This is a genomic window from Streptomyces sp. PL-25 (assembly GCF_058344915.1).
Map to the genome: position 1 here is coordinate 4,455,502 of NZ_CP136997.1, position 17,795 is coordinate 4,473,296.

A 17,795-nucleotide genomic window follows, 5' to 3' on the forward strand; every position below is an offset into this window, starting at 1 on the left:
CTACTGTCGCCCCATGCACGACCAGCCGCCCGCCTCCTCCACCCCTCCCGACCCCTCCTCCGCCCCGCCCGACCCCTCCTCCGCCCCGCCCGACTCCTCCTCCGCCCCGCCCGACTCCTCCTCCGCCCCGTCCGATCCCCCCGGCGCCCCCGGCGCCCCCGGCGCCCCCGGCGCCCCCGGCACTCCCGGCGCCGCCCCCTCGCCCGATCTCCCGCCACCGCTGTTCACCTGGGAGTTCGCGAGCGATCCGTACCCGGCGTACGCCTGGCTGCGTGAGCACGCCCCCGTGCACCGCACCCGGCTTCCCAGCGGAGTGGAGGCATGGCTGGTCACCCGGTACGCCGACGCCCGGCAGGCCCTGGCCGACCCGCGGCTCTCCAAGAACCCGGCCCACCACGACGAGCCCGCGCACGCCAAGGGCAAGACCGGCATCCCCGGCGAGCGCAAGGCCGAGCTGATGACGCATCTGCTCAACATCGACCCGCCGGACCACACCCGGCTGCGGCGGCTGGTCAGCAAGGCGTTCACCCCTCGCAGGGTCGCCGAGTTCGCGCCGCGCGTGCAGGAGCTGGCGGACGGCCTCATCGCGTCCTTCGCCGGGCGCGGCACCGCCGACCTCATCCACGAGTTCGCCTTCCCGCTGCCCATCTACGCCATCTGCGACCTGCTCGGCGTCCCGCGCGAGGACCAGGACGACTTCCGGGACTGGGCGGGCATGATGATCCGCCACGGCAAGGGGCCCCGGGGCGGAGTGGCCCGGTCGGTGAAGAAGATGCGCGGCTATCTGGCCGAGCTGATCCACCGCAAGCGCGCCGCCCTGCCCGCCGAACCGGTCCCGGGCGAGGACCTCGTCTCCGGACTCATCCGCGCCTCCGACCACGGCGAGCACCTCACGGAGAACGAGGTCGCCGCGATGGCGTTCATCCTTCTCTTCGCCGGTTTCGAGACGACCGTCAACCTCATCGGCAACGGCATGTACGCCCTGCTCACCCACCCCGGCCAGCGAGCGCGGCTCCAGGAGTCGCTGGCCGCGGGGGAGAGCGGGCTGCTGGAGACCGGCGTCGAGGAGCTGCTGCGCTACGACGGGCCGGTGGAGCTGGCCACCTGGCGGTTCGCCACCCGGACGCTCACGCTCGGCGGGCAGGACATCGCCGCGGGCGATCCGGTGCTGGTGGTGCTGGCCGCCGCCGACCGCGACCCGGAGCGGTTTGCCCACCCCGACACGCTCGACCTCGCCCGCCGCGACAACCAGCACCTGGGGTACGGGCACGGCATCCACTACTGCCTGGGCGCCCCGCTCGCCCGCCTGGAGGGGCAGACCGCGCTGGCCACCCTGCTGACGCGGCTGCCCGACCTGCGTCTCGACGCGGAACCGGCCGAACTGCGCTGGCGCGGCGGGCTCATCATGCGCGGGCTACGGACTCTCCCGGTCGGCTTCACCCCCGCCCCGGCTCCCGCCCCGGCTCCCCCCTCTGCCTCAGCCTCTCCCTCCGCCCCGGCCCCCGGGACGACCACCGAAAACGGCCCCGCCCCCGGGCGCTGACGGCGGCAAACATGACGCGTGTTCAACTATGTGATGTTCATGTGATCTGCGCGGCATGAACTTGTGACAAGTGATCGTCACCCGATACTTTCACCCATCAGCGTGACGCCGGGGCCCTCCCGTCCCGCCGCCGCGCCGTCACTGCCGTCGTGCGAAAGGTCTCCAGATGCTCTCCGGGAACGGTCGTCACCGTCGCCCCCGCCAGGCTCCGGCCCTCCTCGTCGCCGCCGGAGTGACCGGCTCGGCCATCGCCATCCCGCTGGTCGCCGCATCCGGCGCGAGCGCCGCCGACGGCACCACCTGGGACAAGGTGGCGCAGTGCGAGACCGGCGGCTCCTGGAGCGCCGACAACGGCCACGGCTACTACGGCGGCCTGATGCTCACCCAGGACGACTGGGAGGCGTACGGCGGCCTCTCCTACGCGGCCAGCGCCGACCAGGCCAGCCGCTCCCAGCAGATAGCCGTGGCCGAGAAGATCCTCGCCGACAAGGGGCCCGGCGCCTGGCACACCTGCGGGCTGCTGGCCGGGCTCACCAAGGGTTCCGGTACGGCCGACGTCGACACGGGCGTGGGCGGCGACTCCTCGGCGTCCGGCGCGGACGGATCCACCTCGACGGACAAGGGTGACAAGAGCGGCAAGGACGACAAGGGCTCCGCCTCGTCCGGAACATCCGGTTCCACGGGCAAGGGTGGCGACTCCGACGGTTCCGGCGGCTCCGACGCGTCCGGGAAGCCCCGTACCGGTGAGGGCGGTCTGTCCGACTCGCCCCAGGACGCCGACAACTCTTCCGGTTCGTCCGGCTCTTCGCCGGACGCCACCGAAACGCCCGGAGCCTCGCACGGGACCGGCGCCTCGCACGGCGCCACCACCGGACCGTCCGACGGTCCCTCTGTGCCCGGGAAGACGGACGGCCCGGCCGAGTCCGGTGCGGGCACGCCCGACGCCACCTCGTCCACGGGCACGGGCACGGGCACGGGCGCCCCGGACCAGGACCGTGACAACTCCGGCGATGCGGACAACTACGTCCAGGATGTCGGCTCTTCGGCGCTCGTCGACACCGGCGCGCTCGGCTCCGGCGGCCGCCACCGCGGCGGCAGTGCCGACGAGGGCACGGCGGACGGCGCCGCGGGCGGCCGGCACGCCTCCCGGGGCGGCGGCGCACACGCCTCGTCCGCCGGCTCCTACACCGTGCGCACCGGCGACTCGCTCACGTCCATCGCCGACTCCTTCGACCTGCACGGCGGGTGGCACGCGCTCTATGACGCCAACAAGGGCGCCATCGGGGCCGACCCGGACCACATCGTCGCCGGTCAGAGCCTGGATGTCCCCGCCGAAAACGCCCAAAAGTAGCGGGAGTTCACGTCACACTTCGCCTTGTATGTCCTATTCGGTGAAAGTGTGGGATGAGTCTCAGAAGCCCTGATCGTCTTTGAAATCCGGCGGATCACCTGTCTACGGTCATGACCGCTCGCCACCGCGAGCCCCGGCTGCCGCAACGCCGAATCCTGCCAGCGGCCGTACGGGAACAGTCGTCGCGTCAAGCGCCGCAGGCAGGAGCGGGGGACCCAAGGTAAGTGCCGCACCGGGCAGTTGACCGGAGCGGCTGGGGGTGAAGCCGTGCCTCTCGGAAGGCACGGCCGGGCAACTCAACCGGCCCGAACCCGACAGCTCACCTCGCAGGCGTCGGTGAGGGGATCCTTCCATGCTGTTTTCCGGCAAGGGCAAGCACCGCCGTCCGTCCAAGGCCACTCGCGCCATCGCACTCGCCGGTGTCACCGGCGTCGCCGTCGCCGGCCCGCTGATGGCGGCCGGCAACGCTTCCGCCGCCACCGCCTCCGAGTGGGACGCGGTCGCCCAGTGCGAGTCCGGCGGCAACTGGTCGATCAACACCGGCAACGGCTTCTACGGCGGCGTCCAGTTCACCAACTCCACCTGGGCCGCCTTCGGTGGCACCGCCTACGCACCGCGTGCCGACCTGGCCAGCAAGTCCCAGCAGATCGCCATCGCCGAGAAGGTCCTCGCGGGCCAGGGCAAGGGCGCCTGGCCGGTGTGCGGCAAGGGCCTGTCCGGCGCCGCGTACTCGGGCGGCAGCTCCTCGTCGTCCTCCTCTTCTTCGTCCTCGTCGTCCTCGTCGTCGTCCTCCTCCTCTTCGTCGTCCTCGGCGAAGAAGAGCAGTGGCGCCGGCAGCTCCAAGAGCAGCACCACGACCCGCTCCACCGAGCAGCAGGCCGCGGGCCGCTCCGCCGACCGCCCGGCCCCGAAGAAGACCGTCACCACCCCCACCGGCAAGAAGGTGAAGAAGGGCGACGGCGAGTACAAGGTGACCGCCGGCGACTCGCTCAGCTCCATCGCCGCCGCCCACCACGTCCAGGGCGGCTGGGAGAAGCTCTTCCAGCTGAACAAGGACATCGTCGACGACGCCGACCTCATCTACCCGGGCCAGCAGCTGCACCTGAAGTAAGGCGCGGCGGCCACCGCCCCACCCCCCCGTCCCCACGGGCTCCCCGCCCCGGCGCGTTCTCCCCCGTACGCGCCGGGGCGGGGGCATTTCACCTTCCGTTCGGACCCCCGTTCCCGTCTTCTTTGTTCCGTGCTGAAACAATGTGTACCGTCACTCTGTCCACGGGACGGTCGGTCGGCCGGTCGGCGGCCCGGGACGGTTAGGCTCTAGTCGCACGGCTCACAAGCCCCGCACTTTCAGCGTCACATCCACGAAGGAGATGCTCGTGCCGTCCATCGACGTCGTCGTAGCCCGGGAAATCCTGGACTCCCGAGGCAACCCCACGGTCGAGGTCGAGGTCGGCCTCGACGACGGCAGCACGGGTCGTGCCGCCGTCCCCTCCGGCGCCTCCACGGGCGCCTTCGAGGCCATCGAGCTGCGTGACGGTGACCCCAACCGTTACCAGGGCAAGGGCGTCGAGAAGGCCGTCCTCGCCGTCATCGAGCAGATCGGCCCGGAGCTCGTCGGCTACGACGCCACCGAGCAGCGCCTGATCGACCAGGCCATGTTCGACCTGGACGCCACCGACAACAAGGGCTCGCTCGGCGCCAACGCCATCCTCGGCGTCTCCCTCGCCGTCGCGCACGCCGCCTCCGAGGCGTCCGACCTCCCGCTCTTCCGCTACCTGGGCGGCCCCAACGCGCACCTGCTGCCGGTGCCGATGATGAACATCCTGAACGGCGGCTCGCACGCCGACTCCAACGTGGACATCCAGGAGTTCATGATCGCCCCGATCGGCGCGGAGTCCTTCTCCGAGGCCCTGCGCTGGGGTGCCGAGGTCTACCACACCCTCAAGAAGGTCCTGAAGAACAAGGGTCTGGCCACCGGTCTCGGCGACGAGGGCGGCTTCGCCCCGAACCTCGGCTCCAACCGCGAGGCCCTGGACCTGATCCTGGAAGCGATCAAGGAAGCCGGCTACACCCCCGGCGAGCAGATCGCCCTCGCGCTCGACGTCGCCGCCTCCGAGTTCTACAAGGACGGCAAGTACCTCTTCGAGGGCAAGGAGCGCTCCGCCGCCGAGATGACGGAGTACTACGAGGAGCTGGTCGCGGCCTACCCGCTGGTCTCCCTCGAGGACCCGCTGTTCGAGGACGACTGGGCCGGCTGGAAGGTCCTCACCGACCGCCTCGGCGAGAAGGTCCAGATCGTCGGTGACGACCTGTTCGTCACCAACCCCGAGCGCCTGGCCCGCGGTATCGAGGAGGGCAGCGCCAACGCCCTGCTGGTGAAGGTGAACCAGATCGGTTCGCTCACCGAGACCCTGGACGCCGTCGAGCTGGCCCAGCGCAACGGCTTCAAGTGCATGATGTCGCACCGCTCCGGCGAGACCGAGGACGTCACCATCGCCGACCTCGCCGTCGCCACCAACTGCGGCCAGATCAAGACCGGCGCCCCGGCCCGCTCCGAGCGCGTCGCCAAGTACAACCAGCTGCTGCGCATCGAGGAGATCCTCGACGACGCCGCGGTGTACGCCGGCCGCAGCGCGTTCCCGCGCTTCAAGGGCTGAGCCGCGCGCCGGCCGAGCCCGTAAAAAGGTGAGGCCGAAGCCAGTCGTCCGTACGTCCCCGCACCCGGTCCCGTACCGTGTCCGGGGACGTACGCACGTGTGAGCGGGCATGGACGGCATGCGCGGGGCAGGAACGGGAGGCGCGACGATGGCCGTGAAGGACCGGGACCGGTTCTCCACCGCGACCAGGCTCAGGCTGCTCGGTGAGCAGACCGCGGCCCGGGTCTACCGCTCCCAGACCCGGCGGCAGGCCCGCCGCTCCCGGCTCACCGGGCGCGCCGCGCTGCTCGCGCTCGTCGTCTGCTCGCTGGTGGTCGCCCTGGCGTACCCGATGCGCCAGTACGTCGCCCAGCGCGCTGACATCGCCGATCTGAGGCGGCAGAAGCAGCAGGCCCGCGAGCGGGTCGAGCAGTTGCGCGACCAGAAGGCGCGCTGGCAGGACGACGCCTACGCCCAGCAGCAGATCCGGCAGCGGCTGCACTACGTACTGCCCGGCGAGACCGGTTTCACCGTGGTCGACCCGGGCCCGGCCAAGCAGTCCCGCGCCGAGCAGGGGCCGGCCCGCCGCCCCTGGTACACCAACGTCTGGTACGGGGTCGACAAGTCCGACGCCGCCCGCCAGTGAACCGACAGAGAGACTTCCCCACAGGCATGGAAACGCCCCCGCCGCCCACCGAGCGCACCGAACCCACCGACGCGGACGTCGCGGCCTTCCGGCAGCAGCTCGGCCGGCCGCCGCGCGGACTGCGCGCCATCGCGCACCGCTGCCCGTGCGGTCAGCCGGACGTCGTGGAGACGGCCCCCCGGCTGCCCGACGGCACGCCCTTCCCGACGCTGTACTACCTGACGTGCCCGCGCGCCGCCTCGGCGATCGGCACGCTGGAGGCCGACGGCGTCATGAAGGAGATGACCGAGCGGCTGGCGAGCGACCCGGAGCTGGCGGCGGCCTACCGGGCGGCGCACGAGGACTACATCCGGCGCCGGGACGAGATCGAGGAGCTGACGGGCTTTCCGAGCGCGGGCGGCATGCCCGACCGGGTCAAGTGCCTGCACGTCCTGGTCGCCCACTCGCTGGCCGCCGGGCCCGGCGTGAACCCGCTGGGCGACGAGGCCATCGCGATGCTGCCCGAGTGGTGGCGCAAGGGCCCGTGCGTGACCGTGCCCAAGGATCACACGGATCACACGGACCTCACGGACCGCACGGAGGGGGACGCATGACCAGGGTGGCCGCCGTCGACTGCGGCACGAACTCCATCCGTCTGCTCGTCGCGGACGCGAATCCGGAAACCGGCGAACTGATCGACCTGGACCGGCGCATGACGATCGTGCGGCTCGGCCAGGGTGTCGACCGCACCGGCCGGCTCGCCCCCGAGGCGCTGGCGCGCACCTTCGCGGCCTGCCGGGAGTACGCGCAGGTCATCAAGGAGTACGGAGCCGAGCGGCTGCGGTTCGTGGCCACCTCCGCCTCCCGGGACGCGGAGAACCGGGACGAGTTCGTCCGCGGCGTGGTGGACATCCTGGGCGTGGAGCCCGAGGTGATCTCCGGCGACCAGGAGGCGGAGTTCTCGTTCACGGGTGCGACGAAGGAGCTGACGGGGCGTACCGATCTGGCCACCCCGTTCCTGGTCGTGGACATCGGCGGCGGCTCGACGGAGTTCGTCGTGGGCGACGACCGGGTGCGCGCCGCCCGCTCGGTGGACGTGGGCTGTGTGCGGATGACCGAGCGTCACCTGGTCCGCGACGGGGCGGTGACCGACCCGCCCACCGAGGAGCAGATCGCCGCCATACGGGCCGACATCGAGGCGGCCCTGGACCTGGCCGAGCGGTCGGTGCCGCTGCGCGAGGCGCGCACCCTGGTGGGCCTGGCCGGCTCGGTGACCACGGTGTCGGCCGTCGCGCAGGAACTGCCCGCCTACGACTCGGCCCGCATCCACCACTCCCGCGTCTCCCTGGAGCGGGTCCGCGAGATCACAAGTGCGCTGCTCTGCGCCACCCACGCCGAGCGCGCCGCCATCCCCTCGCTGCACCCGGGCCGCGTCGACGTGATCGGCGCGGGCGCCCTGGTCCTGCTGGCCGTGATGGAGCGCGTCGGCGCCACGGAGGTCGTGGTGAGCGAGCACGACATCCTCGACGGGATCGCCTGGTCCGTGGCGTAGCCCGGCCGGACCGCGATCCCGGCGGCGGAGGCCGCCGGGGCACCGCGCGCACCGTCCGGGGCGGCCCGGCGCACCCCCGTTCCTACCCATGGGTAACCTCTGCTGAGCAGGCGCGACAACGCATGAGCGGGCCGGGACGGGGGTTCCGGGCGGACGGATGACGCGCCGTCGGAAAACTTCGTGAAGTTCTTCACAAGGAATTCGGTCCGGCAGGGCGATCCGGGCCCTCCGGCGGCCCCGCGGAAGGGGTTTGCGGGGCGCGGAAGGTGTTCGGGGGAGTGTCCGGACGGGGTCCCGTGAGAGGGTCCTGCGGCGGTCCTCCGGAGCCTTCCGGGGATCGGAGCGGCAGCTCACGCGCCCTTGACAACGTCCCAAGTCGCCCATCGATTCGCTTCCGCGATCATGATCTGCATCACGAGGGGCGCGGAGTTTAACACAGGCCCTCCCGAAGCTTGTGAAGGGGCGCACGAGGCACCCCCCGGGAACGGGTGGATACTCGATGCCATGAGCACCACGGAGCGTCCCAGGATCCTCGTAGTAGGCGGTGGGTACGTAGGCCTGTACGCAGCTCGGCGCATTCTCAAGAAGATGCGCTACGGAGAGGCGACCGTCACGGTCGTCGACCCCCGGTCGTACATGACCTACCAGCCCTTCCTCCCCGAAGCCGCCGCCGGCAGCATCTCCCCGCGGCACGTCGTCGTCCCCTTGCGGCGCGTGCTTCCCAAGGCGGAGGTCCTCACCGGCCGGGTCACGACCATCGACCAGGACCGCAAGGTCGCCACGATCGCCCCGCTGGTGGGCGAGGCGTACGAGCTGCCGTTCGACTACCTGGTCATCGCCATGGGCGCGGTCTCCCGCACCTTCCCGATCCCCGGCCTCGCCGAGCAGGGCATCGGCATGAAGGGCATCGAGGAGTCCATCGGCCTGCGCAACCACGTCCTCGAGCAGCTCGACAAGGCCGACTCGACCACCGACGAGGAGATCCGCCGCAAGGCGCTCACCTTCGTCTTCGTCGGCGGCGGCTTCGCCGGCGCGGAGACCATCGGCGAGGTCGAGGACATGGCCCGGGACGCGGCCAAGTACTACACCAACGTGTCCCGCGAGGACATGCGCTTCATCCTGGTCGACGCCGCCGACAAGATCCTCCCCGAGGTCGGCCCCAAGCTCGGCCAGTACGGCAAGGAGCACCTGGAGAGCCGCGGTGTGGAGATCTACCTCTCCACCTCCATGGACTCCTGCGTCGACGGCCACGTGGTGCTGAAGAACGGGCTGGAGGTCGACTCCAACACCATCGTCTGGACGGCCGGCGTCAAGCCCAACCCGGTGCTGTCCCGCTTCGGTCTGCCGCTCGGCCCGCGCGGTCACGTCGACTGCGCGCCGACCCTCCAGGTGCAGGGCACCGACTACATCTGGGCCGCGGGCGACAACGCCCAGGTGCCGGACCTGGTCGGCCGCAAGGCGGGCAACGAGAACGCCTGGTGCCCGCCGAACGCCCAGCACGCGCTGCGCCAGGCCAAGGTCCTCGGCGACAACGTGGTCTCCGGTATGCGGGGCTTCCCGCAGAAGGACTACAGCCACGCCAACAAGGGCGCGGTCGCGGGCCTCGGCCTGCACAAGGGCGTCGCGATGATCGTCATGGGCAAGATGAAGATCAAGCTCAAGGGCCGTCTCGCCTGGTACATGCACCGCGGCTACCACGGTCTGGCCATGCCGACCTGGAACCGGAAGATCCGCATCTTCGCGGACTGGACCCTCGGCATGTTCCTCAAGCGCGAGGTCGTCTCGCTGGGCGCCATGGAGAACCCCCGCGAGGAGTTCTACGAGGCCGCCAAGCCCGCCCCGGTCCCCGCGCAGAAGACCGAGGAGAAGGCCAAGGCGTCCTGACGCCCGGCCCGAGCACCCTCTTCTGAAGGGGCCGCCCGCCATCCGTGGTGCGGGCGGCCCCTTCGGCGTGTCCGGCCTCCGGGCCGCCCGGCGCCGCCCCAAATACGTGGTTGCTGCAACTACTTTGCCCGTTCATGACCCGCGTGCGGGACTGCGCCAGGGCCCGCGCGGTGTTTACGTGGTGGATGACATCCGGCGTTCGCCGTCACGGAGGTGTGCACCATGCCCGACGCCGCGCTGCGGCTCACCAGACTCCTCGAACAGTTGCTGGGAGCACCGCTCCCGGTGCGCGTCCGCGCCTGGGACGGAACGGAGGCGGGCCCGCCCGGCGCCCCCGTGCTCGTCGTCCGCAACCGCCGCGCCCTGCGCCGCCTGCTGTTCAAACCCGGCGAACTGGGCCTGGCCCGCGCCTGGGTCGCCGGTGACCTCACCGTGGACGGTGACCTCTACACCGCCCTCGGCCTGCTCTCCGGCCTGATCTGGGACCGCGGCGAGGACAGCCGCGGCCTCGCCGCCGCCCTGCGCGACCCGTCGGTGCGCTCCGCGGTCGCGGGCCTGGTGAGGATGGCGGGCCCGCCGCTGCCGCCCGCCCCGCCCGCCGAGGAGGTCCGCCGCCCCGGCCACCTGCACACCAAACGCACCGACAAGCGCGCCATCAGCCACCACTACGACGTCGGCAACGACTTCTACGAGCTCGTCCTCGGCCCGTCCATGGTGTACTCCTGCGCCTACTGGCCGGCCCCCGAGCCCGGGGCCACCCTCGAACAGGCGCAGCACGACAAGCTCGAACTCATCTCCCGCAAGCTGGACCTGAAGCCCGGTCAGCGCCTGCTCGACGTCGGCTGCGGCTGGGGCTCCATGGCCGTCCACGCGGCCCGCGAGCACGGCGTGAGCGTCGTCGGCGTCACCCTCTCCCAGGAGCAGGCTGCCTACGCCAGGAAGCGCGTCGCCGACGAGGGGCTGACCGACCGGGTGGAGATCCGCGTCCAGGACTACCGGGACGTGAGCGACGGACCGTACGACGCCATCTCCTCCATCGGCATGGCCGAACACGTCGGCGCCGAACGCTATCTGGAGTACGCCGGCGTCCTTCACGCCCTGCTCAAGCCCGGCGGGCGGCTGCTCAACCACCAGATCGGCCGCCGCCCGCAGCGCGACGAGTCGGCGTACCGGGTGGACGAGTTCATCGACGCCTACGTCTTCCCGGACGGCGAACTCGCGCCCATCGGCACCACCGTCACGCAGCTGGAGCGCGCCGGGTTCGAGGTGCGCGACGTGGAGTCGATCCGCGAGCACTACGCGCTCACCCTGCGCCGCTGGGTCGCCAACCTGGAGCAGCACTGGGACCGTGCCGTACGGCTCACCAGCCCCGGCCGCGCCCGCGTCTGGCAGCTGTACATGGCGGCCTCCGCGCTCGCCTTCGAACGCAACCGCATCGGCGTCAACCAGGTGCTCGCGGTGAGGACCCCCGACTCCGGTGCGTCGGGGATGCCGCTGCGCGCCCGCACCTGGGGCGCCGCCTAGGGCTCCGCTGGACGCGGGAGGGGCCCGTTCCGTGCCGGAACGGGCCCCTCCCGCGGTTGTCGGCGGGGCGGATCACTGCGCCTTGATGGCCTCGAGCATGTTGAGCCGGGCCGCGCGGCGGGCGGGCCACAGGGCGGCCAGCACCCCGACCAGCGCCGCCAGCAGCAGGAAGAGCGCCATCCGGCCCCACGGCAGGATCAGCTCGTACGTCGCCATCTTGGAGCCGACCAGCTGACCGGTCGCCCAGCCGAAGAACACGCCGAGACCGATGCCGAGGACACCGCCGAACAGGGCGATCACCAGGGACTCCAGGCGGACCATCCGCTTGACGCCCTTGCGGTCCAGGCCGATCGCGCGGAGCATCCCGATCTCCTGCGAGCGCTCGAAGACCGACATCGCCAGGGTGTTGATCACTCCGAGGACCGCCACGATCACCGCCATGGCGAGCAGGCCGTAGAGCATGTTCAGCATCAGCGTGAACATCTGGGCGATCTCGCTGGAGATGTCCTTCTTGTCCTGGATCTTGATGGCCGGGTTGGAGCCGAGCGCCTTGACCAGCTTGTCCTTGGCGGCGGCGGAGGTGCCGTCGGCGGTCTTGACCATGACCTGCATGTCGGTGGCGTCGGCCCGCAGATGCGGGGCGAGGGTGGCGTTGTCGAGCATGATCCCGCGGATCATGGCATTGCCCTCGTAGACCCCGGCGACGGTGAGCTGCTGCTTCCTGCCGTCCTCGTAGGAGACGGTGAAGGCGGAGCCCGCGCCCCAGTGGTGGTCCTTGGCGGTGCTGTCGTCCACCACGACCCGGTCGCCGCCGACGGTGAACGCGCCCTCCTTGACGTCCAGGTCGGTCAGCTTGCCGATGACGGAGCCGTTGACGCCGGTCAGGTACTCGGTCTGCCCGCCGATCCGGGAGGGCGCGTTGCGCAGCGGGCTGGTCGCGGTGACGCCCTCGGCGCGGCTCAGCTTCTTGTCGACGTCCGGGGAGAGGCCGTTGCCGTTGGCCATGGACACCACGTAGTCGGCGCGGATCGCGGACGCGGCCAGCTTGTCGATCGCGTGCTGGAGGCTGCCGGCCATCACCGTCATCCCGGTGATCAGGGTCAGCCCGATCATCAGCGCGGACGCGGTCGCCGCCGTGCGGCGCGGGTTGCGCACCGAGTTCTGCCGCGCCAGCTTGCCCGAGACACCGAACAGACGCAGCACCGGGGCCGCAGCGGCGATCAGCGGCCGGGACAGCAGCGGGGTCAGGACGAACACGCCGATGATCAGCAGCACCGCGCCGAGTCCCATGGGGGCCTGGGCGGCGTCGGCGTCCATCGTGGTGGCCGCGATCACCACCGTGATGCCGGCCGCGGCGAACAGCGCGCCGATCGTGTTGCGCAGCACCAGCGACTTGGTGGTGGCCTGCGCGTGCAGGCTGCTCATCGCCGCCACCGGCGGGATCCTCGCGGCCCGGCGGCCGGGCAGCCACGCGGCCAGCATGGTCACGAGGACGCCGACGGCGAGCGCGGCGACGACCGTGCCGGGCGTGATGACCAGCGGCCCGTCGGGCACGGTGGCGCCGAACGTGCCCATCAGGCCCTTCAGGCCCGCACCGATGCCGATACCGGCCAGCAGACCGGTCACGGCGGCCACCGCGCCCACCACGAACGCCTCGATCAGCACCGAGCGGGTGACCTGGCGGCGCGAGGCGCCGACCGCGCGCAGCAGTGCCAGCTCCTTGGTGCGCTGGGCGACCAGCATGGTGAAGGTGTTGGCGATGATGAAGGTGCCGACGAAGAGCGCGATCCCGGCGAAGACCAGCAGGCCCTGCTTCATGCTGCTCATCGCCGAGGAGATCGCCTTCGCCTGGTCGTCGGCGAGCTTCTCGGCCGTGGTGGTCTCGGTCCTGCCCTTCGGCAGCACCGCGTCCAGCTGCGCCTTCAGTGTGCTCTGGCTGACACCGGCCTTCGCCTTCACGTCGATCTCGTCGTACGTGCCCGGCTTGCCGAACAGCTGCTGCGCGGTGGCCGTGTCGAACAGGGCGAGGCTGCCGCCGGCGGCGACGTTGCCGTCGTCGGTGGTGAAGATGCCGCTGACGGTGGGCGTGAGGACGGGGCCGTCGACGGAGACGCGCACGGTGTCGCCGACCTTGTAGCCGGCCCGGCGGGCGGTCTCGGAGTCGATCAGCACCTGGTCCTTGCCGTGCGGGACGGTGCCGGAGACCAGCGGGTAGCGCGGGTCCTTCGCGCCCCAGTAGTTGCCGCCCTGGGACTGGTAGCCGCCGCCGATCAGCTTGCCGTCCTTGTCGGCGATCGCGGTGAAGCCGTGCACGACGCCGAGCGCCGAGTCCGCGCCCGGCACCCGGGCGCTCCGGTCGAGCAGCGCCTGCGTCAGGTCCGGCGTCGTGCCGACCCGGTCGCCCTCGCTGTCCTGGTGCTTCGGCTCGACGGCCACGTCGACATGGCCGAAGCCCTTGGCGGAGCTGTTCTGGTAGGCGTCGGAGATGGTGTTGGTGAAGACCAGGGTCCCCGACACGAACGCGACGCCGAGCATCACGGCGAGCACGGTCATGAGGAGCCGGGCCTTGTGCGCGAGTACGTTGCGCAAGGCGGTGCGGAACATGGTTGTCCAGTCCAGGTGTACGAGGTGGGGGTGCGGCGGGGCCGCGGGCGGGACCGTGCCGCCCGCCGCCCCGGGCGGGTCGGCGGGGTGCGGCCTTGGGCTTCTCAGCCGGTCCGGCCGGGGGCGGGGCGCGTCAGCTGGTGCGGCCCTTGGCGTCGAACTGCTTCATGCGGTCCAGCACGGAGTCCGCCGTCGGCCCGTACACCTCGTCGACGATCCGGCCGTCGGCCAGGAACACCACGCGGTCCGCGTACGCCGCCGCCACCGGGTCGTGGGTGACCATCACCACGGTCTGGCCCAGCTCGCGCACGGAGTTGCGCAGGAAGCCGAGGACCTCGGCGCCCGAGCGCGAGTCGAGGTTCCCGGTCGGCTCGTCACCGAAGATGATGTCCGGCTTGGAGGCCAGGGCGCGCGCCACGGCGACCCGCTGCTGCTGGCCGCCGGAGAGCTGCGAGGGACGGTGGCTCAGGCGCCCGGACAGCCCGATCATGTTGATGACGGTGTCCAGCCACTGCTTGTCCGGCTTGCGGCCCGCGATGTCCATGGGCAGCGTGATGTTCTCCAGCGCCGTCAGCGTCGGCAGCAGGTTGAACGCCTGGAAGATGAACCCGATCTTGTCCCGGCGCAACTTGGTGAGCTGCTTGTCCTTCAGGGACCCCAGTTCGGTGTCGCCGATGCGCACCGAACCGGAGGAGAAGGTGTCCAGGCCCGCGACGCAGTGCATCAGCGTGGACTTGCCGGACCCGGAGGGGCCCATGATCGCGGTGAACTCGGCCTGCGCGAAGTCGACGGAGACCCGGTCGAGGGCGACCACCTGGGTCTCGCCCTGTCCGTAGATCTTCGACAGATCCGTGGCGCGCGCGGCCACTGCGGTGGCGCGTCCGGCGATGGAAGAGGTGGTCACGGGGGCTGCTCCTGTCAGGACGGATGTACTCGGCTGTGGGTTCTCGGCTGTGGGTTCTCGGCTTCCCCGTTCCCGGGGATGTCTTCCATGGTTCCCGCCGATCCGGTCCGTGAAGTCAGCCGCTGTTCCGGTTCCGGGGGGCGACTCGGGTCGCACCGCGGTCGCCCGCGTCATACCTGGGGATGACGCCGGCCCCTGAGAGTGACCCGGACGCTTCCCCCGGAAGGGGGAGGTCAGGAACAGGTGGAGCGTCCTTGTTCGGACGGTGAAATCCCGTCATTCCGCATGCACCGGCGCTTGTCGGCCGTAACGCTGTTGGCAAGTGCCGATGGCTTCTTCCGTGTGCTGATGCACCCTCAGACGCCAATAAAATAAGACAACATCGGTCCGCCTGCCCGATGCCCGAAGGGTGCTCCCCGATAGGCTCGGAACCTCAGCGCGGTGCCCATGGCCTGCCCGGATGGTGGAATGCAGACACGGCGAGCTTAAACCTCGCTGCCCCTCGCGGGCGTACCGGTTCAAGTCCGGTTCCGGGCACCACACCCATGCCGCTCCTGACCTGCCGGGACGGGCTCTCGGCGGCACCATTCCCCTCTGGCTTGGGCGCACCGTGGGCGCACGGTGCCCGTAATGTGCCGAGCATGGCGTATGCCGAACCCGCCGGACGGCCCAGCCAGCCCGAGCCGGGACCGCTCCCGGCGCCCGTGCGCCCGAAGGTCTCCCTGCCGCTCCTCGCTGCTGCCGCACGCTCGAACCCGTCGATGGCTGGTCAGCCCGCCACGGGCACCGGCGTTCTGACGCACGAGACCGCGCTCGTCGACGAGGGCCTGTCGGCGAAGCGGCACCGCGGCGGCCACTTCGGCACCACGACGATCACGGCCACCAGCGAGTGGTAGGAGCAGCCTGGGTACCGAGGCCGTATGCCCGGCCAGGGCGCCGACGGCATCCCCGGCCGCGACTCCCTGATCCGTCTCGGCGCGAAGCACGGCTTCGAGTCGTCGCCTGAGAGGACCGATCACGATGACGGAACCGATCGAGCAGAACGTCGGGGCCGCCGCCGCTGCGGCATACGTCGGCTCCGCCGCCCTCCTCGGCGTGCTCGTCCCCACCGCGATCACCGCAGTGTCAGACTGGAAGGCCAGGCATACGCCCCGCAACAGTTCCCCGGGTACCGGCGGGTGAGCGTGGATGCGACCGGAAGCCCCGCGCTGGACGCGGTCCTGATGCGGGGCGGTGTGATCACTGTCGTGGCAGAGGTGCTGACCGTGCGTGATCCGGCAGGGGCTTCACATGCCTGTCGGCTCGGGGGCTCTGGAGCGCGTGGCGGGGGATGAAAGCCAGAACACCGCCGAGGAGACCGCCGAGCGTGTTGAACATGACGTCGTCAATGTCGGCCGTGCGGCCGGCGTTCATGGCGTACTGCGCTGCTTCGATCATCACGCTCAGCGCCAGACAAAGGGCAGCACTCCGACCCAAACGGGGCTGCCGTGTAACGAATAGGAGCAAAATCCCGAACGGGACGAACATCAAGGCATTGGCCAATTGCAGTCGCGGGGCCATTTCTTGTTCCATCGCGCCCACGGAATGAAATCCGTCGTCCCACAGTCCCTGGCCGGGTTCCCAGGAAATAAAGCGAGGTCCCCCGCTGTTCAATGATTGGGTTGGCATCAGCGTTGCGACAAGAATTAAGAAGAGGTAGGCGGCGAGAAGCGCTCGTGCCAGCTTCGGAATTACCTCCCTCGTTCGGGTCTCCAGTGCGGCGGCTCCCCAAGGGGCGATCACGCAGGCCACCATGAACACCGCCACGGTGACGGTGTTCATGTAGAGGATTACTTTCCACATCTGATGTTCCCTCGGACGCTGGGCAGGGCTCCGGGTGCCGCACGCGCGGCGCGGCACCCGGAGATTACTGTCAGGGGCAGCGCCACTTCGTGATGTAGGTCGTGCCCTTGTACTCCATGATGCCGCGGATGCAGTCGTCGGCGTTGATGCCGTGCTTGTTGCGCAGGGTGGCGACGCCGCTGACCGAACTGGTCGTGGCCTCACCGTAGTAGGTCGGCAGACCGTCCAGGTCTAAGGTGCCTGCCTTGCCGACGGTGCCCCTGGTGTTACAGAGGTGCCCGTTTGTGAATTCACCGCAGCCGTCAGGTGTGGCAGAAGCGGACGTCGCCAGAGTCACGGTCGCCCCCAGAAGGGAAGTCAGAGAAGCGGCTATTCCCACGGATCGCTTTACGTTCTTCGCTCTGCGGGCCTTCCAGTGGTACGCGCACCTGGTCAGAGCGTGCGATTTAAAGGGGAGTCGAAGGCGTGCATGAAACCTCCGGGAACTCGGCCCCCGTGCCATTTGATCTTACCGACGAATGTCGTGAACGCACACGGCTTCGGGAGCAATGGATTGGAGGAATCGCAGGCAGGGAAAAAGAGACGACCTGCCGGGCGCCACGGGCACCGTTTCCTGTTCGGCCGGCGACTCGCACGAGTGACGCACGCGGACGCGTGCCTGTGGTGCGCACATCCGCTCCCGGCCGACGATGTGCAGGACAGAGAGCGCGTGTGCCCAAGGGTGCGAGGAGCGGTCCTGCCGGGACTGCGGCACGCTGCCAGGGCAGCCTCACCGGGTGAGCGTCATCGCCTTCGGTCTCACACGCATGGCTGGGTCGCTCACGCACACGGCGGCAGCGCCGCTGCGGATCGGGTGCCCGGTGCCCACCGTTCGGCAGCCGTAGGGTCGCAGCCCGACGGTGCTGTGGGGTCTCCGTCGCAGGGTGAGGCGGGCCACCCGGGCGCAGGTGAAGCGCTCTGCCCGGCGTCCAATGCCGGGCAGAGCGCACTCACATCCATGGTCAGGCGCTGGTTGTTCCAGAGGGTGGCACCCCGGCGGCAGGTGGCGGCAGATATCTCCAGCGGTACCCGGGACTGCTCTGCCCAGGGCTGACCGGCGGGCAGAGCCTGAAGCGCCGGATCGCCGCATTGATGGCGCCGGCCGACGCGCAGACGTCCTTATGGTTCTCTCAGCACGGTTCTCTCAGCGCCCCAGCGACGGAGCCGGACCCCTCGGCTGGACGGGCGCCGGGGCTCGTCGGACCGTGCGCCGGGTGCCAGCGGCCCACGCACCGGTACCGCCCTGCGGGCTCCCCGCTGTGCCAGTGGCGCATGGCAGCCGTGCAGAAGC

The 17,795-nt window shown here is 70.6% G+C and carries 15 protein-coding genes, 1 tRNA gene and 1 riboswitch; of the genes, 12 read left to right on the forward strand and 4 right to left on the reverse strand.

The window, feature by feature from the left end:
• Window positions 1-13: 13 nt before the first annotated feature.
• From R4Z62_RS20205 to R4Z62_RS20245, 9 genes are all read left to right on the forward strand, one after another.
• Complete coding sequence (locus R4Z62_RS20205; RefSeq protein WP_491520526.1) at window positions 14-1,543, forward strand: cytochrome P450 family protein; 1,530 nt, start codon at window positions 14-16, stop codon at window positions 1,541-1,543.
• 166 nt (window positions 1,544-1,709) lie between these two features.
• On the forward strand, window positions 1,710-2,894 hold the full coding sequence (locus R4Z62_RS20210) for a transglycosylase family protein (protein WP_491520527.1): 1,185 nt from the start codon (window positions 1,710-1,712) through the stop codon (window positions 2,892-2,894).
• A 182-nt stretch (window positions 2,895-3,076) separates the two neighbouring features.
• Window positions 3,077-3,242: riboswitch (cyclic di-AMP (ydaO/yuaA leader) on the forward strand.
• Window positions 3,243-3,246: 4 nt separating this feature from the next.
• Complete coding sequence (locus R4Z62_RS20215) at window positions 3,247-4,005, forward strand: LysM peptidoglycan-binding domain-containing protein (RefSeq protein WP_064533524.1); 759 nt, start codon at window positions 3,247-3,249, stop codon at window positions 4,003-4,005.
• 265 nt (window positions 4,006-4,270) lie between these two features.
• Window positions 4,271-5,551 carry a phosphopyruvate hydratase gene (gene eno, locus R4Z62_RS20220; protein ID WP_216826770.1) on the forward strand — a complete coding sequence of 427 codons (1,281 nt, stop codon included), beginning with the start codon at window positions 4,271-4,273 and terminating at the stop codon, window positions 5,549-5,551.
• A gap of 148 nt (window positions 5,552-5,699) precedes the next feature.
• On the forward strand, window positions 5,700-6,176 hold the full coding sequence (locus tag R4Z62_RS20225) for an FtsB family cell division protein (protein ID WP_064533520.1): 477 nt from the start codon (window positions 5,700-5,702) through the stop codon (window positions 6,174-6,176).
• Window positions 6,177-6,202: 26 nt separating this feature from the next.
• Window positions 6,203-6,769, forward strand: coding sequence for a DUF501 domain-containing protein (locus R4Z62_RS20230; RefSeq protein ID WP_385504195.1), 567 nt, complete (start codon window positions 6,203-6,205; stop codon window positions 6,767-6,769).
• Entirely contained in the window at window positions 6,766-7,707 is a 942-nt protein-coding gene (locus R4Z62_RS20235; RefSeq protein ID WP_491520528.1) for a Ppx/GppA phosphatase family protein, read from the forward strand. The genes R4Z62_RS20230 and R4Z62_RS20235 overlap by 4 nt, the downstream gene beginning before the upstream one ends.
• A gap of 504 nt (window positions 7,708-8,211) precedes the next feature.
• Window positions 8,212-9,591, forward strand: coding sequence for an NAD(P)/FAD-dependent oxidoreductase (locus R4Z62_RS20240; protein WP_079158931.1), 1,380 nt, complete (start codon window positions 8,212-8,214; stop codon window positions 9,589-9,591).
• Window positions 9,592-9,813: 222 nt separating this feature from the next.
• Window positions 9,814-11,115: a class I SAM-dependent methyltransferase gene (locus R4Z62_RS20245; protein ID WP_491520529.1), complete on the forward strand. Its 1,302-nt coding sequence runs from the start codon at window positions 9,814-9,816 to the stop codon at window positions 11,113-11,115.
• Between the two features lie 72 nt (window positions 11,116-11,187).
• Here the strand turns inward: R4Z62_RS20245 and R4Z62_RS20250 are convergent, their stop codons facing one another.
• Window positions 11,188-13,719: an ABC transporter permease gene (locus R4Z62_RS20250; protein WP_491520530.1), complete on the reverse strand. Its 2,532-nt coding sequence runs from the start codon at window positions 13,717-13,719 to the stop codon at window positions 11,188-11,190.
• Window positions 13,720-13,852: 133 nt separating this feature from the next.
• Window positions 13,853-14,623 carry an ABC transporter ATP-binding protein gene (locus R4Z62_RS20255; protein WP_018566944.1) on the reverse strand — a complete coding sequence of 257 codons (771 nt, stop codon included), beginning with the start codon at window positions 14,621-14,623 and terminating at the stop codon, window positions 13,853-13,855.
• Between the two features lie 454 nt (window positions 14,624-15,077).
• Here R4Z62_RS20255 and R4Z62_RS20260 point away from each other — a divergent pair.
• From R4Z62_RS20260 to R4Z62_RS20270, 3 genes are all read left to right on the forward strand, one after another.
• Window positions 15,078-15,163: transfer RNA gene (locus R4Z62_RS20260), tRNA-Leu, on the forward strand.
• Window positions 15,164-15,264: 101 nt separating this feature from the next.
• Complete coding sequence (locus tag R4Z62_RS20265; RefSeq protein WP_491520531.1) at window positions 15,265-15,519, forward strand: hypothetical protein; 255 nt, start codon at window positions 15,265-15,267, stop codon at window positions 15,517-15,519.
• 124 nt (window positions 15,520-15,643) lie between these two features.
• A complete protein-coding gene (locus tag R4Z62_RS20270) occupies window positions 15,644-15,805 on the forward strand; it encodes a hypothetical protein (protein WP_491520532.1) in 162 nt (53 codons plus the stop codon).
• Between the two features lie 57 nt (window positions 15,806-15,862).
• Here R4Z62_RS20270 and R4Z62_RS20275 read toward each other — a convergent pair whose 3' ends face one another.
• Both R4Z62_RS20275 and R4Z62_RS20280 read right to left on the reverse strand, forming a co-directional pair.
• Window positions 15,863-16,444 (reverse strand): VanZ family protein, encoded by a 582-nt coding sequence (locus R4Z62_RS20275; protein WP_491520533.1) that lies wholly within the window; start codon window positions 16,442-16,444, stop codon window positions 15,863-15,865.
• Window positions 16,445-16,535: 91 nt separating this feature from the next.
• On the reverse strand, window positions 16,536-16,802 hold the full coding sequence (locus R4Z62_RS20280; RefSeq protein WP_491520534.1) for a hypothetical protein: 267 nt from the start codon (window positions 16,800-16,802) through the stop codon (window positions 16,536-16,538).
• Window positions 16,803-17,795: the final 993 nt, after the last annotated feature.

Coding starts and splice junctions, on each gene's coding strand:
- R4Z62_RS20215 (WP_064533524.1), top strand. CDS start 3,247: ATGCTGTTTTCCGGCAAGGGCAAGCACCGCCGTCCGTCCAAGGCCACT.
- R4Z62_RS20265 (WP_491520531.1), top strand. CDS start 15,265: ATGGCGTATGCCGAACCCGCCGGACGGCCCAGCCAGCCCGAGCCGGGA.
- R4Z62_RS20250 (WP_491520530.1), bottom strand. CDS start 13,719: ATGTTCCGCACCGCCTTGCGCAACGTACTCGCGCACAAGGCCCGGCTC.
- R4Z62_RS20270 (WP_491520532.1), top strand. CDS start 15,644: ATGACGGAACCGATCGAGCAGAACGTCGGGGCCGCCGCCGCTGCGGCA.
- R4Z62_RS20235 (WP_491520528.1), top strand. CDS start 6,766: ATGACCAGGGTGGCCGCCGTCGACTGCGGCACGAACTCCATCCGTCTG.
- R4Z62_RS20275 (WP_491520533.1), bottom strand. CDS start 16,444: ATGAACACCGTCACCGTGGCGGTGTTCATGGTGGCCTGCGTGATCGCC.
- R4Z62_RS20210 (WP_491520527.1), top strand. CDS start 1,710: ATGCTCTCCGGGAACGGTCGTCACCGTCGCCCCCGCCAGGCTCCGGCC.
- R4Z62_RS20205 (WP_491520526.1), top strand. CDS start 14: ATGCACGACCAGCCGCCCGCCTCCTCCACCCCTCCCGACCCCTCCTCC.
- R4Z62_RS20245 (WP_491520529.1), top strand. CDS start 9,814: ATGCCCGACGCCGCGCTGCGGCTCACCAGACTCCTCGAACAGTTGCTG.
- R4Z62_RS20240 (WP_079158931.1), top strand. CDS start 8,212: ATGAGCACCACGGAGCGTCCCAGGATCCTCGTAGTAGGCGGTGGGTAC.
- R4Z62_RS20230 (WP_385504195.1), top strand. CDS start 6,203: ATGGAAACGCCCCCGCCGCCCACCGAGCGCACCGAACCCACCGACGCG.
- R4Z62_RS20225 (WP_064533520.1), top strand. CDS start 5,700: ATGGCCGTGAAGGACCGGGACCGGTTCTCCACCGCGACCAGGCTCAGG.